At 47.4% G+C, this 14,965-nt stretch carries 13 protein-coding genes, 1 tRNA gene and 1 pseudogene; 11 read left to right on the forward strand and 4 right to left on the reverse strand.

Annotated features, from left to right (window positions below):
* Positions 1-181 (reverse strand): annotated as a pseudogene (locus H141_RS19900) (IS110 family transposase); the annotation flags it as partial.
* Positions 182-650: 469 nt separating this feature from the next.
* Between H141_RS19900 and H141_RS0106000 the strand changes: the two are divergent.
* The 7 genes from H141_RS0106000 (at position 651) to H141_RS0106030 (ending at position 6,399) form a co-directional block, all read left to right on the forward strand.
* Positions 651-727, forward strand: a tRNA-Trp gene (locus H141_RS0106000).
* A gap of 12 nt (positions 728-739) precedes the next feature.
* Positions 740-1,087 (forward strand): hypothetical protein, encoded by a 348-nt coding sequence (locus tag H141_RS0106005; RefSeq protein WP_026349268.1) that lies wholly within the window; start codon positions 740-742, stop codon positions 1,085-1,087.
* Entirely contained in the window at positions 1,077-1,526 is a 450-nt protein-coding gene (rimI, locus tag H141_RS0106010) for a ribosomal protein S18-alanine N-acetyltransferase (protein WP_019675343.1), read from the forward strand. The genes H141_RS0106005 and rimI overlap by 11 nt, the downstream gene beginning before the upstream one ends.
* 102 nt (positions 1,527-1,628) lie before the next feature.
* Positions 1,629-3,215, forward strand: a complete 1,587-nt coding sequence (gene prfC, locus H141_RS0106015) for a peptide chain release factor 3 (RefSeq protein WP_019675344.1) — start codon at positions 1,629-1,631, stop codon at positions 3,213-3,215.
* Between the two features lie 12 nt (positions 3,216-3,227).
* On the forward strand, positions 3,228-4,967 hold the full coding sequence (gene argS / locus H141_RS0106020; protein ID WP_019675345.1) for an arginine--tRNA ligase: 1,740 nt from the start codon (positions 3,228-3,230) through the stop codon (positions 4,965-4,967).
* Entirely contained in the window at positions 4,967-5,605 is a 639-nt protein-coding gene (gene pdxH, locus H141_RS0106025) for a pyridoxamine 5'-phosphate oxidase (RefSeq protein ID WP_019675346.1), read from the forward strand. Before argS ends, pdxH begins: the two co-directional genes overlap by 1 nt.
* Positions 5,596-6,399: a TatD family hydrolase gene (locus H141_RS0106030; protein WP_019675347.1), complete on the forward strand. Its 804-nt coding sequence runs from the start codon at positions 5,596-5,598 to the stop codon at positions 6,397-6,399. The genes pdxH and H141_RS0106030 overlap by 10 nt, the downstream gene beginning before the upstream one ends.
* Here H141_RS0106030 and H141_RS0106035 read toward each other — a convergent pair.
* Positions 6,385-6,972: an AhpA/YtjB family protein gene (locus tag H141_RS0106035; protein WP_019675348.1), complete on the reverse strand. Its 588-nt coding sequence runs from the start codon at positions 6,970-6,972 to the stop codon at positions 6,385-6,387. The two genes, H141_RS0106030 and H141_RS0106035, sit on opposite strands and share 15 nt — an antisense overlap.
* A gap of 53 nt (positions 6,973-7,025) precedes the next feature.
* Between H141_RS0106035 and serB the strand changes: the two genes are divergently transcribed.
* Together serB and H141_RS0106045 are read left to right on the forward strand one after the other, a co-directional pair.
* Positions 7,026-8,114 (forward strand): phosphoserine phosphatase SerB, encoded by a 1,089-nt coding sequence (gene serB, locus H141_RS0106040; RefSeq protein ID WP_019675349.1) that lies wholly within the window; start codon positions 7,026-7,028, stop codon positions 8,112-8,114.
* Positions 8,111-9,016, forward strand: a complete 906-nt coding sequence (locus H141_RS0106045) for an alpha/beta fold hydrolase (RefSeq protein WP_019675350.1) — start codon at positions 8,111-8,113, stop codon at positions 9,014-9,016. Before serB ends, H141_RS0106045 begins: the two co-directional genes overlap by 4 nt.
* A gap of 12 nt (positions 9,017-9,028) precedes the next feature.
* Here H141_RS0106045 and H141_RS0106050 read toward each other — a convergent pair whose 3' ends face one another.
* Positions 9,029-11,539, reverse strand: a complete 2,511-nt coding sequence (locus tag H141_RS0106050; protein ID WP_019675351.1) for a PilZ domain-containing protein — start codon at positions 11,537-11,539, stop codon at positions 9,029-9,031.
* Positions 11,540-11,657: 118 nt separating this feature from the next.
* Between H141_RS0106050 and radA the strand changes: the two genes are divergently transcribed.
* Positions 11,658-13,016, forward strand: a complete 1,359-nt coding sequence (gene radA / locus H141_RS0106055) for a DNA repair protein RadA (protein ID WP_026349269.1) — start codon at positions 11,658-11,660, stop codon at positions 13,014-13,016.
* 70 nt (positions 13,017-13,086) lie between these two features.
* On the opposite strand, the gene H141_RS0106060 is transcribed toward radA, so the two are convergent.
* Positions 13,087-13,833: an outer membrane protein assembly factor BamD gene (locus tag H141_RS0106060; protein WP_019675353.1), complete on the reverse strand. Its 747-nt coding sequence runs from the start codon at positions 13,831-13,833 to the stop codon at positions 13,087-13,089.
* Between the two features lie 122 nt (positions 13,834-13,955).
* On the opposite strand from H141_RS0106060, the gene rluD reads away from it, so the two are divergent.
* The gene (gene rluD, locus H141_RS0106065; protein WP_019675354.1) at positions 13,956-14,930 is read left to right on the forward strand and encodes a 23S rRNA pseudouridine(1911/1915/1917) synthase RluD; all 975 of its coding nucleotides are present in this window, start codon (positions 13,956-13,958) and stop codon (positions 14,928-14,930) included.
* Positions 14,931-14,965: the final 35 nt, after the last annotated feature.

Raw genomic sequence — 14,965 nt, forward strand, 5'->3', positions numbered from 1 at the left:
CCCAATAATTTGAGCCTGAGCAGGCTTCCATCGCAATGGTTGCATCTGGGTAATTAGCTAAGAAGACCAATAAATCTTTGCGTTTAATCGTGCGATTAAAAACCGCTTTACCTGCCTGATTAACGCCACAGATCTGAAAAATACTTTTTGCTAAATCGATTCCAATTAGTGTAACTTTCATTTTGGACACCTCATGTAAGCTTATTGACGGTTAACACATCAATAATGGCGCATTGTGACGCCGATTTCACTTGAGGTGTCCATCTCATCATCCCTGTGTTTCGCCCTTCGGGCCGTCGCACGCGACGTCTTAAAACGCTCCCGGCGTTTTAGTGCTCGCCCCATCCCTGGGGCTCGTCCCGTTGCGACCTGCCTGCGGCAGTCTAAATTCGTTCCTGATGAATTTGTCGCCATGCTAGTTTATAGCTCCGAACTTATTACTAAGTTTTTGTCGCCGATGGCATATCAGGGGGCGCTTTGGCCTGCCCCTTTGTAAAAGGGGGGAACTAGGGGGGATTTGTTTAGTCGGCATTTATGCTAAATTAACTAAACCCAGTCTGCTATGTACGTTTTATATGCATTTGAACTACCTGACGCGTTTTTTAGCTTTACCTTTAAACAGGCTTTTGTATAATGGCGCCTCCAACGCTAGGGGCATAGTTCCAATTGGTAGAACAGCGGTCTCCAAAACCGATGGTTGGGGGTTCGAATCCCTCTGCCCCTGCCACTTCTGTTTATTATGAATATATCAGCCAGTCAAACTCAGTTACTCCGTCAGCTTAATATTAAGCCGCTGCAGGCTCGTTCGTCTTTTTTTCCGGCGTCAGTTAATCAAGCTGCAACTGAGACCTCAGATACTGCGCAGTTGTTACAGCCGGACGATTGTTTATTAAGTTCTGATATTAAACACCTGCTGGCACAAACTACCGTAAGTGAATGGTTGCTAGACGCCGCCAGCAGCGAATGTACGCTTCATGATAACGGTAGCTTACTTATTACTCCTGCACTTGGCGCAATACAACAACCTGTGTTGAAGCGACAGCTTTGGGCATTGTTGCAAACACATTTAGCTGACAATGCTAATTAAACCCCTTTCGGTTGCGGATATTCCCGCTCTGCTTGCAATTGAAACAGTAGCGAACCTTTACCCCTGGACTGAGGGCGTATTTAAGTCCTGCTTCGGTAGCCAGTATTTCAACTTTGGCCTATTCGAAAATGACAAACTGTTGGGTTTCTATTTTGGTCAGTTTATTGCCATCGAAAGTCAGCTATTTAATATCTGCGTCAGTACCAGTCAACAAGGTAACGGGCTTGGAGGGAAGTTGCTTAGCCATTTTATTGCAGAGTCTGAACAACGTAATGCTGCAGAGGCGTGGCTGGAAGTCAGGGCTTCTAATCAATCTGCTATTCATTTATATCAGAAGCATGGTTTTATTGAGGCTGGCTGCCGGCCAAATTACTATAGCAGTGCCAACGGTAAAGAAGACGCCATAATGATGTGCTTGCCTCTTAGCTTTACAAATTAATCCCACGCTGTGCCAGCGGCAGTGATGCTGTTATAATCCCCGACAATTATTTTTCATTGTTTTGCCAGCCAGTTCTCTGGTTGTTAACTGATATTGGATACCATGAATAAAGATAAATTTCTGCATGAAATAGACAGCAGACGTACCTTCGCTATTATTTCTCACCCCGATGCCGGTAAAACTACCATCACTGAAAAAGTGTTACTTTTCGGGCACCTGATCCAAAAGGCTGGCACCGTAAAAGGAAAAAAATCTGGCCAGTTTGCAACCTCTGACTGGATGGAGATGGAGAAAGAACGTGGTATTTCTGTTACTACTTCGGTTATGCAGTTTCCTTATAATGATTGCCTGGTCAACCTGCTGGATACCCCGGGCCACGAAGATTTCTCGGAAGATACTTACCGAACTCTAACTGCCGTAGACTCGTGTTTAATGGTCATCGATGGCGCCAAAGGTGTTGAAGACCGGACCATTAAACTGATGGAAGTCACCCGGCTACGTGATACACCTATTATTACCTTTATGAACAAGATGGACCGAGATATCCGTGACCCGGTCGATTTGCTGGATGAAGTAGAAAGCGTGTTAAAAATCGCCTGTGCGCCGATTACCTGGCCGATTGGCTCGGGTAAAGAGTTTAAAGGGGTTTATCATATCCTGCGTGATGAAATCATGCTGTATAAATCGGGCATGGGCCACACCATTCAGGACTTAGATGTTATTAAAGGTCTGGATAATCCGGAGCTGGATAAGCGGATAGGGTATTACGCCGCACAGTTGCGTGATGAGATGGAGCTGGTACAAGGCGCCAGTAACGAGTTTGATCAGGACATGTTTTTAAAAGGCGAACTCACCCCGGTATTCTTCGGCACTGCATTGGGTAACTTTGGGGTTGATCACATGCTTGACGGCCTGACTGAGTGGGCGCCTAAGCCTCAATCTCGCTTAACCAATACCCGTAAGGTCGAGCCTGCTGAGCCAGGATTCAGTGGTTTTGTATTTAAAATACAGGCTAATATGGACCCTAAGCACCGCGATCGGGTGGCGTTTTTACGGATTGTTTCCGGTAAGTATGAAAAGGGTATGAAAGTGCGCCATGTCCGGATCGGTAAAGATGTGCTGATCCCGCAAGCACTCACTTTCCTCGCCGGCGATCGGGAGCATCTGGATGAGGCTTACCCTGGCGATATTATTGGTTTACATAACCATGGCACTATTAAAATTGGCGATACTTTCACTACCGGCGAGGATATGCAGTTTAGCGGTATTCCAAATTTTGCGCCTGAGCTATTCCGTCGGATCCGGTTACGTGACCCGTTAAAGCAAAAACAGTTACTCAAAGGCCTGGTACAATTATCGGAAGAGGGCGCGGTGCAGGTATTCCGGCCACTGGATACTAACGATTTAATCGTTGGCGCGGTAGGTGTGCTGCAGTTTGATGTGGTGGTTAGTCGCTTAAAGTCAGAGTACAACGTTGATGCAATCTATGAGAGCGTTAATGTCGCGACAGCACGCTGGGTATACAGCGATGATGGAAAAGCCTTACAGGAGTTCCAGAATAAAGCCAGCGCTAACCTGGCACTGGATGGTGGGGATAACCTGACCTATATTGCGCCAACCATGGTTAACCTGAACCTGGCAACGGAGCGCTATCCGAAAATTTCCTTCCAGAAAACCCGTGAACACTAACAGGCTGGTGATATGAATATTAAGCAACTTCTTAGCGACAGAACTTTAGCTGCCTTTACGGCGTTAGGTTTGCCGGAAGGCACTAATCCGGCCGTTACCCAAAGCACCCGGCCAGAATTTGGGGAGTATCAGATAAACGGCGCTATGGGCGCGGCTAAGTCATTGAAAACCAACCCCAGAGAGCTGGCCAGTAAACTATTGGCGTTGCTCGATTTAAGCGATATTGCTGAAAAAGCAGAGATAGCAGGCCCGGGTTTTATTAATGTAACACTTAAGGCGGACTGGCTGGCGCAGCAGCTAAAGCTGGCTAGCGGGGATAAACGCCTGGGGGTAGGTATTAACTCACAGCCGCAAACGGTAGTGGTTGATTACTCGGCGCCTAATTTAGCTAAAGAGATGCACGTTGGCCATTTACGCTCAACCATTATTGGTGATGCGGTGGTTCGCACCCTGGAGTTCTGGGGGGATAAAGTCATTCGGCAGAACCATATGGGTGACTGGGGCACCCAGTTTGGGATGTTGATTGCTCACTTAGAAGATAAGCTGGCCGCCGGCATCGACTTAGAGCAGGTAGCGCTGGCCGATCTGGAAGACTTTTACCGCGAAGCAAAAAAGCGTTTTGATGATGAAGCCGGCTTTGCCGATAAGTCGCGCGAGTATGTGGTTAAACTGCAAAGTGGAGACAGCCACTGCCAAAAGCTGTGGCAGCTGTTTATTGATACCTCAATTAAACACAGTGACGAGGTGTATCAGAAACTAAATGTCACGCTAAAGCATGCTGATATTAAACCGGAAAGTGCCTATAACAGCATGTTGCAGGGCATTGTCGACGACTTAAAGCAGCAAAAGCTGGCGGTGGAAAGCATGGGCGCGCTGGTGGTGTTTTTAACTGAGCTGGCCGACAAAGAAGGTAACCCGTCGCCCTTTATTGTTCAGAAAACCGGTGGTGGCTTTTTATATTCAACTACCGATTTGGCCGCTTGCCAGTATCGCAGTCATGAATTATCAGCGGATCGGATTATTATTTTTACCGATGCCCGCCAGGCGCTGCACTTTAAACAGGTAGAGTTGGTATCACGTAAAGCAGGCTATCTGCGCGATAATACAGCTTATGATCACTGCCCGTTTGGCACCATGATGGGTGAAGACGGCAAGCCGTTTAAAACCCGCACCGGCGGTACCGTGAAGCTGGTCGATTTGCTGGAAGAGGCCGTGGTACGTGCTAATACTGTGTTGCAGGATAAAGCCACTGATTTAACTGCTGACGAAATAGCTGACATTGCCAATAAAGTAGGGATCGGCGCGGTTAAATTTGCTGACTTATCAAAAAACCGTACCAGTGACTATATTTTTAGCTGGGATGCCATGCTCAGCTTTGAAGGCGCTACTGCACCATATTTGCAATATGCTTATACCCGGGTGCGCAGTATTTTGCGTAAAGCTGGAGTGGCTGATAATTTTAGTGCTGAAATACTAATTGGTTCGGCTCAGGAGAAGCAGCTGGCCGTTAAGTTACTGCGGTTGGAAGAAACCCTGCAAATGGTAATAAAAGACGCCCAGCCTAATTTGCTGTGTAATTATTTATATGAGCTGGCCAGTTTGTACATGAGCTTCTACGAAGCCTGCCCTATCCTTAAAGAAGGGATTGAACCAGAATTACGCAACAGTCGTTTAATGCTCAGTATTTTAGCATCCAAAGTGCTGCAGCAAGGCTTAGACTTGCTGGGTATCGAGGTAATGGAGCGCATGTAATGAAAATCGACGATATTCGCCGCAGCTACACTAAAGATAAGCTGGATGCAGAGAAGCTTAATCCGGATCCTATAGCGCAGTTTGAGTTATGGTTAAAAGATGCTATAGCAGCAGAACTGCCTGATCCGACTGCAATGTGTGTGGCGAGTGTCGATAGCCGGGGCCAGCCGTCACAGCGGCTGGTGCTGCTAAAAGATGTTAATCAGGATGGTTTTACCTTCTACACTAACCTAGGAAGCCGCAAGGCAACAGAGCTCAGTGCTAACCCTAAGGTATGCTTACACTTTCCATGGCATCCATTAGAGCGGCAGGTTATTGTCTATGGTACGGCCGAGCGGGTACCTAATAGCCAGGTAATGAAGTACTTTTTATCGAGACCGAAAGAAAGCCAACTTGCAGCCTGGGCGTCAGAGCAAAGCCGGCCGGTATCAACCCGCCAGGCGCTGCTACAGAAATTTGCAGAAATAAAACATAAGTTTGAACATGGCGAAGTACCGCTGCCATCGTTCTGGGGCGGTTTTTTAGTACGGCCACAGCAAATAGAATTCTGGCAGGGTGGTGAACACCGGCTACATGACCGCTTTATGTACAGTAAGTCAGCCGGTAACAGCTGGGATATCGAAAGGTTATGCCCTTAACCAGCTACAGGCCGGCCACGGTTAAGTTGTTTGATACTCACTGCCATCTCGATTTACCCGAGCTTGCCAAGGCGCAAGATCTGCACTGGCAACAGGCGCAAGATGCCGGGGTTGCCGCTCTAGTTATCCCTGCGGTGGAGCAAGCTGCCTGGCAAAATCTGCTTAAGCTCCACGCCAGCCAACCAGCCTGGCATATCGCGCTGGGTATTCATCCCTGGTGGGCCGCTAAACATGATTTAGCCGATATCGGGCTGCTAAACCAACTTCTCCAACAATATACCGACGAGGTTTGTGCTATTGGTGAAATTGGCCTCGACTTTGCGCTGGCTGAGGATACATTTGACCAGCAACTGCAGTTGTTTGCGGCGCAGCTCAATCTGGCAAAGCAATACGCTAAACCGGTGATCCTGCATCATAGCAAAAGCCAGCCCCAGCTTTTGGCCGAGCTGAAAAGACAACAGTTCACTGAAGGTGGTATCTTGCATGCATTTTCCGGCAGCCAGCAGCAAGCCAAAGCTTTTCTGGATCTGGGTTTTAAGCTGGGCATTGGCGGCACCATAACATATGAGCGGGCACGTAAAACCCAAATTTCTGTGCAGAAATTGCCGCTAGATAGCTTTGTGCTTGAAACTGATGCGCCGGCGATGCCGCTTGCAGGTTTTCAGGGCGAAATTAACACCCCGGCTCAGCTGAACAGAATCTTTGCAGCGTTTTGTAAGTTGCGAACCGAACCTGCAGAGCAGCTTGCTGCTGCATTGTGGCGTAATACCGAGCAGGTATTACGGCTTGCTTAAGCGGAAGCCTTGCCTGGATAAGCGCGAAAAGCTCCTGCGTAGTAAATAACCAATCAGACCTGTTAGTAGCAGTAGCAATAGTAAATGATGCATCAACTGTTGCCAGCGCGCAAAGCTTGGGTTGAGTTTAGTATCAGGTTGCAGACTAATTTTAATATAACCAAGTAATTGCTGCTGGCTACGGATCTCCTGCACCAGCGGCACCAAAGGCTGGTTGGCAAACTTGCCATACATTAATCTGGCTGCGGCACTGGCTTCTGACCAGCTGATACGCACGCCATTGCTGTCGTAAAACACCACGTCGTACAAAAAAGGGCTGGCAGCAATATTTCTGGTAAGTTGTTCCAGGCCATCAAGCTGATCATTTTCAATCAGGTAGGCTGCAGCCTGCGATAGGGTAATAAGATTCTCCCGCATCAGTTGCTCAGCCTGACTTTGCAGAATTGTCTGCCCCTGATGGCTGGTTTTTACCCAGCTATTTAGCACAAACCAAATACCCAATACCGCGATAGCCAGTTGAATCAGCTTAATATAACTTGAAGTAGAGCTTGGTATTGAGATATTGTTCTGCATATTTTGCTATTGAAACAAACAACCGCTGCTGGCTTGAATGCGCTAAGCATGCCATGGTATTAACTTCAAGTATAGGTTACCCATTGTCGTTCTCAATTTTAGTCAGTCCAATGCAGCTGACCAGCGCCGGATTTACCGCACTACTGGCCGAACATAATGCCCTGTGGATACAAGCTGAAGGTACGCAACTCCGGCTGCAAACATCAAAGCCAACAGATTTGCTCCCTGAAGTTAAGCCAGAGAATGCTAATACAGCTGAACGTGGTGTTAGTTCTATCCGTTTGTTTGGCAAACCAGCAGATGGCTTGCTGCTCTGCGAGCTTTGTCTGTTAATGCCGGCAAGTACCGGATTAAAAGTGTCATTATTACAGCCACACCCGCGGTTACCGGCGGCTTTACTGATCCAGCTGACTGCTGAGTTATCAGCTGAGCTGCAACAGCAGTTACATACCTTTGCTAATCAACAGCAGATTGAATTAGTTTATCTGAACCAGGTTGTACAGTTATCAAAACCTGGCTTGTTAGTAATGGATATGGACTCTACCGCCATAAGTATTGAATGTATTGATGAAATTGCCGCTCTGGCAGGGGTTGGTCCGCAGGTCGCGGCCGTTACCGCAAGGGCAATGAATGGTGAACTGGACTTTGCTGCCAGCCTTACTGAGCGGGTTGCTGCCTTAAAAGGTGCGCCGCAATCAATATTGCAACAGGTGGTAGCTGATTTGCCTTTAATGCCAGGCTTAACCGAGCTGGTTAGCCACTTGCAGCAACGGCAGTGGCGGGTTGCTATCGCCTCTGGTGGCTTTACTTATTTTACTGATGTACTGCAACAGCAGCTTGGGCTTAGCGCTACTTTTGCTAATGTATTAGAGATTGAGAACGGCGTAATAACCGGAAAGGTCGCAGGCGATATAGTTGATGCAAATACTAAAGCCAGGGCGGTTACCCAGCTTGCTGAAACCTATGGTATAGCCGCTGAGCAGACAGTTGCTATTGGCGACGGTGCAAATGACTTACCTATGTTAAAAACGGCGGCACTTGGCGTGGCTTTCCATGCTAAACCCAAGGTTCAGGCTGCAGTGTCAGCCAGAATAAACCAGGGGTCATTACTGCAATTGTTGTATTTACTGGACCCTGCATGAAGCATCAACAAAGTTCAGTATTTGTTGACCTAGAGCAGTATCAGCTGCATTTACGCCGCTTAATACCCCTGCAAAATACCCTGACTCCGGTTTTGTTTTTACACGGTGCAATAGAGAATGGCCGTATTTTCTATAGTCATTCAGGTAGAGGCTTAGCCTGTTATCTGGCTGATCAGGGTTTTATTGGCTACTGTGCTGATTTTGCTGGCCGGGGGTTGTCACAACCGCAGCTCAGTACTGGTTTTAACCAGAGCCAGCATCAGGTAATTACCCGGGATATTCCGGCGTTGATTGAATTCGTATATCAGCAGCATCAGCAACCTCTAACCATAATTGCTCATTCATGGGGAGGCGTGCTGCTGGCTGCGACACTGGCTCGTTTTCCTGAGTTAATTAACAAAGTGCGCGCTAAAGTGTATTTTGGTACCAAAAGAGTGATCAGTGTCCGGAGTCTGGAGCGCAAAATTAAAATAGACTGGCTCTGGAACCGCCTTGCGCCATGGCTTGGCCGAAAGTATGGTTATGTACCGGCAAGGCAGTGGCGCTTTGGCGCTGACAATGAACCGACAGAGTTTTTATCTGATACCATTAACTGGATTAAAGGCGCGCCTTTTGCGGATATAACAGATGGTTTTGATTATGCAGCGGCCAGCAAACAGATTGATTGGCCTCCCAGTTGGCATTTTGCTGCGGTAAGAGACACTGTGCTGGGGCATCCGACCGATGTGCAGCATTTTATTCAGGAAACCGGCCAGCAACAGGGTAAATATACTTTACTGGGGCGGGAGCAGGGATATTTGCAGGATTACGACCATATTTCGATGCTGACTCATCCCAGTGCCAACGAAGATCATTTTGTTAAGCTTAATCACTGGCTGGTAAATCTGGCGGACCAGGGGTAACAAGCCGGTTTTTTAGGCGCTCTTATTATCCTTTAGTTGCTGCAGGCGCTGGTCATCATCTGCAACGTGGTCCAGGCAACCATAGCGCCAGGCTAACTCTTTACTGATATCAACTGCATCACCCACTCCGGCTACACTCCAGAGTTCTTCTTCCAGGGTTTTTGCCCGATGAATTGCATAAACACTGATATAACTTATCTCTTTGGCAATATAGTCGGTGTCGGGCCGCCCGGTACGGGATAAAAATAGCCGGAATGCAAACAAGGTTGCATCGCGCAGCGCACTTTTAATAAAGGCCTGTTTTTGTTGTTCATCATTGAATTCATAGTCGTAATAGCTTTCCATAGCGGTGGTTGACGTCGCTGTGGCGCGTGGAACTTTAATATACAATTCATAGCTTTTCGGTGGGTCAAACCGTTTCATTGCCTTAAGCTGCTGGGCAAATTGCAGATTGGCAGTGCTGTTTTTAAGCAGCAGCTCCAAATCCAGCGGACCTTTATTACTGTATTGTAATAACAACGTATGCAAAGCGTTTGGGGTTGCTCCCTGTGCGATAACATTTAATTCGTAGCGGATCCCTTTGCGGTGTAAGTAAAAAGCAAAATTGTTCAACGCCTTTAAATACATTGTTCGCAAGGCTTCTGATAGTCCCGGGTATTTCGGGGTTTCTTCTGCCAGGGTTAACTTCGCCCGGTTATTCTGAATTAACTGCTGAAAAAATTGCTTACCGGTATGACCATCTTCTGTGGGCAGGGCACGCAGGTTCATTATGGTCTGGCTTTTACTAACGGCCATTACTTCATAGGGTAATTGAGTTAACTGGTGCTTAGTGGTGATCTTTTGTAAATCGACCAGATCGAGTTGTACAATGTCGCCTTTTTTATAGCGCACAGGCTCAACAGTCTCTATTTGTAAACCGCCGGTAGAAAAATCGCGGCTGAAACCCGCTACCATCTGCTCATTTTGGCGCAACTGAACTGTGGTTTTATATAAATATCGTGATTCAGCCCGCAGGTTAATATATTGAACCGGTATAGCTTCACAGGTTGGTATCTGCGGTAGTTTGCGATGGCCAAATTGGTTTAACTGACTCAATTGTGTTGGGTTATAGCTATATTGCTGATAGTTAGCATTATTACCGCTGCTGATATCAGTAAGGCTGGCAATATAGCGAAGGTTTTTTATTACCCCCTGCACTAAAGGCATTAAGGTGGCTTTAGCCATACCTGGATCAGCTTTTTGTGCTGCTGGTAACGTAAATTGCTCGGTGGCGTGCTCAGCAGTGGTTTTAATCAGGTTTAAATGAAAAACCCGCCAACTTGGTTTGGCTGCACCAAAGCCGAAAAATGTGTCACGCAATTCCGGAGCAGCTTGTAATTCTTCTGCGGTTGCAGAGTAGTAATACAGTTTGCCTTTGGCTGCATGGGTAAAACAATACAGAATGGTCGAACGCTCCGGACCTGGTTGCGCCAACAGCGATTTTAGACGCTTAACTGCCAGCAGGGTTAACAGCACAGAGCGTTGTTGTTCATCCAGAAAATAATGCCATATTGCTTTGTTATAATCAGTTGTCAGAGCAAAACGCGGGCTAACCGCCCCTTCGTTCACTGCAAGATATACCGGCAGGCTGTTTAGTCTGGGCAGATAAAACTGCTCATAACCCTTGGTCGTGACGGCATCAGTGGTATTATCCAAATTAACTTTATAGCGCCGTTTGTTTCCGTGAATAAACTTCTGTAAGAAGTTAGCAAACCCCTGATCTTGCTCTGCCGGCAGCATTTTCAAACGCCAGTAGTTTATTTTATCAAGCTGCTCAATATCTACCAGGGTGTACTGAACGCCCTGGGGGATATCGAGGGTAAATTCCTGTTCCAGACCGGTAAAATTGATGGTGACGATATCGCCGGGTGTGGCTGTTCTGCCTTTAGGGATCTTTAATTTACAACCTGAAATTGACAGATCGCTGGTGGTGGCGACAAACCGACTGTCATTTACTTTAACGTCGACATCAACACCAAAATTCATTCGCTCTTCAGCGCGATTTACATAGTGACCAAAGGTAACTAATTTAGCCGTGCCATGCTCGCTTTGAGTTTCGGCAGAACTATTCTCTTCGCCTGTCTCACTCGTTTGCAATGCAGATTTAACCCGTTGCGCCGTTTCTTTTTTATGCATTACCCTGAAGTTGTTGTCGGCGTTCATTACCTCTTCGAACACACCAAGGGTGTAACCGCCGTACTGTTTAATACCATTTTCAAATATCTGAATGGCTTTATCGTCCATATAATGGGTTTTATCACGGTAAACAAATGGGCGTACTTCGCCATCAACATGGCCGCGCAAATCAATGAAATAGTCGCATGGCTGCGCCATACGCTTTAATTCCATTTTTAATAAAAATTGTTTAGGTTTAGGCAGGTCTGATGTAAGCAAGCTGAAAACCTGATCAAACTCGGCAGAGTTCATCAGGCTTTTCATGCGCTCAATTACACCAACATACTGTTTCAGGTCTTCAGCGGTCATAGTTTCATTATTCAGATGCCAAAATTCAGGCGTCTTCTGGTTATAATCGTAGTACGCTACGTTGTTATAAATTGAAAAGCAATATCTATGCCTTTCTTTCAAATTAGGGTTTTTGGTGATGGCAAAAGTAAAAACGGCTTACGTCTGTAATGAGTGTGGTGCCGACTTTATGCGCTGGCAGGGACAGTGTAATGAGTGTGGTGCCTGGAACAGCATTACTGAGGTCAGGCTTGGCTCAGTTAAGACGACAGGAATCCGCCAGGGCTATGCAGGCGCAGCTCAGGCCAGAGTGATGCGGCTGGATGAGGTTGACCTACAGGAAGTGCCACGTTTCAGCTCGGGTTTTGCCGAGTTTGACAGGGTGTTGGGGGGCGGCATTGTGCCAGGTTCAGCCATCTTAATAGGTGGTGCGCCAGGGGCCGGTAAAAGTACCTTATTGCTACAGTTAATGTGTGGTCTGGCAGAGCAGGGCAGTGCACTCTATGTTACCGGCGAAGAGTCATTACAGCAGGTGGCGATGCGGGCTCAGCGTTTAGGGCTGCCCAGTACTAAATTAAATATGCTGGCCGAAACGAACGTGGAAACAGTGTGCTTGCTGGCACAGCAGGAAAAGCCACGGGTTATGGTAATCGATTCAATTCAGGTTATGCACCTTGCTGACATTCAGTCAGCGCCTGGCAGTGTCTCGCAAGTAAGAGAAAGTGCGGCGTTTTTAACCCGCTTTGCCAAACAATACAATATCGCCATTATTATGGTGGGCCATGTCACCAAAGACGGGTCACTGGCTGGCCCGAAAGTGTTGGAGCACTGTATCGATTGCTCAGTGATGTTGGAAGGGGATACCGATAGCCGCTATCGCACCTTGCGGGGTAATAAAAACCGTTTTGGCCCGGTCAACGAGTTGGGCGTGTTTGCGATGACTGGCCAGGGCATGAAAGAAGTGAAAAACCCCTCTGCAATCTTTCTGACCCGGGGCAAAGAGGATCAATCAGGCAGTATCGTTATGGTGCTATGGGAAGGGACCCGGCCATTGCTGGTTGAAATTCAGGGCCTGGTAGACCATTCGCCATTAAATAACCCGCGCCGGGTAACCCTGGGGATGGAGCAGAACCGGATTTCAATGTTACTGGCCGTGATGCATCGCCATGCCGGTATTCAAATGGCCGATCAGGATGTATTTGTCAATGTGGTGGGTGGTGTTAAAGTTAATGAAACCAGCGCCGATTTAGCCACGTTGCTGGCACTGGTATCCAGCTTTCGTGATAAGCCACTTCCTAATGATTTAGTGGTGTTTGGTGAAGTAGGCCTGGCGGGAGAGATCCGGCCGGTACCAAGCGGTATCGAACGTCTGAAAGAAGCAGCGAAACACGGTTTTAAAAGAGCCATAGTGCCGATGGGTAATAAACCTAAAGAGAATATTCCGGGGATGGAGGTTGTGGCAGTGTCTAAACTGGCAGAGGCATTAGAAGCGATTTAAAGTCTGTTACCATTGTGTTCAGAATAAAGTGTTCAGAATAAAGCCCCGGCAGATACTGGGGCGTCGTTAATCAGAAGCGGTTGTTGGCCGGAAAGTTATGTTTTAACACTTTGAAGGTATCAGTTTTCAGCTTTTCCAGGCCAAGCTTGTCGTAGCTTTCTACCATGACTTCCAGCGCCTGCTCAACATGAGGAGAGTCACGATAGTATTCAACTACATACTTACCCCGGTTGGCCGCTGCCAGATACGCGCCGCGACGCATATAATAATCTGCAATCATTAGTTCATGACGTGCCAGGGTATCTTTAATCTGGACCATCCGCTTTTTGGCTTCGCTACTGTATTTACTGGCGGGATAGTTAGTTACCAGTACTTTAAAATCATCAAAAGCCTGGCGGGTACTGCTTAAATCACGGTCTGCCCGGTCAACCCCAAAAAACTCCTGAAAGGCATTCTCATCGGCTTTTAAGTTAGCCAAACCGCGCATGTAATAGACATAGTCTAAGTCGGGTTGATTTGGGTTCAATCGGATAAAACGGTCAATACTGGCTAAAGCCTGAGGCAAATTGCCGCTTTTATAATAGGCATAAATTAAATCAAGTTGTACCTGTCGAGCCAGAGGGCCAAATGGATAGCGCGACTCTACCGCCTGCAATAATTCAACCGCTCTGTTGTATAAGCCATTGTCTAATACTTCTTTTGCCTGTTGATACATTGCCTGAGCGGTCTGGGTGCTCGGGTCAGGCTGAGTGGGCTTACCAGCACAGGCGCTTAACGCTAAAGAAACAACAACTATCAGTAAAAAATTCGCTTTCATGTAAAAATCCGTAACTACTTGGCTAAATGGCTGTCTAGTCGGGTGTAAAATCGCTAAAATAACCGCTATTGCGATTCTACCCCAGATAAGTTGGGGTTGCACACAGGATAACTGCTTCCGTCATGACAAAACAGATAAAACTTTCACAAATCGTCCCCGACAACTTTTATGGTATGCGCTTAGATCAGGCTTTAGCTGAAATGTTCCCGGATTATTCGCGTTCCCGGATAAAAGAGTGGATCCTGGCCGATGCGGTGCAGCTGGATCAGAGCGTTCACAACCTGCCGAAGTTTAAAGTTGTTGGCGGCGAACAGGTTGATATTATTGCAGATATTGCTGAAGACCAACGTTTTAGCGCCGAACCAATAGCGCTGGATATTCTGCATGAGGATGAACATATTCTGGTGATAAATAAACCTGCCGGACTGGTGGTACACCCTGGTGCCGGCAATGCGGATGGCACTTTGCTTAATGCGCTGCTGCATCATTGTCCGTCTATTGCTGAAGTGCCACGAGCCGGTATTATTCATCGGCTGGATAAAGATACCACCGGCTTAATGGTGGTAGCGAAAACCATACCCGCCCAAACCCATTTGGTTGAAGCAATGCAGGCACGGGAAATTACCCGTGAATATGAAGCAATTTGCTATGGCAAAATGACCGGTGGTGGTTTTGTTAATCAGCCGATTGGCCGCCATCAGACCAGACGAACGCAAATGGCGGTGATTGATGGTGGTAAGCCTGCGGTAACGCATTACCGGGTGATGGAAAAGTATCGAGGCCATACCCGGCTGCGTTTACGCCTGGAAACGGGCCGTACCCACCAAATCCGGGTACATATGGCATTTATCAATCACTCTTTAGTCGGAGACCCGGTTTACGGTGGACGACCGCGGCCACCCCGCAAAGCTGCTGAGAGTTTGCTGGTGATGATCCGCAACTTTAAACGCCAGGCTTTGCACGCTGCTATGCTGCGTTTAGCGCATCCAATTACCAGCGAAATTTTAGAATGGCACGCGCCTCTGCCAGATGACTTAGTTGAGCTCAATGCCGCGTTAAGAGCGGACACGCTGCAGCACGGCATGGACGAAGTCTGATTTGATGGCCCCTAACCGGAGATGTCTGAGGTGAT

The organism is Arsukibacterium perlucidum DSM 18276, assembly GCF_000382165.1.
GTDB lineage: Bacteria > Pseudomonadota > Gammaproteobacteria > Enterobacterales > Alteromonadaceae > Alishewanella > Alishewanella perlucidum.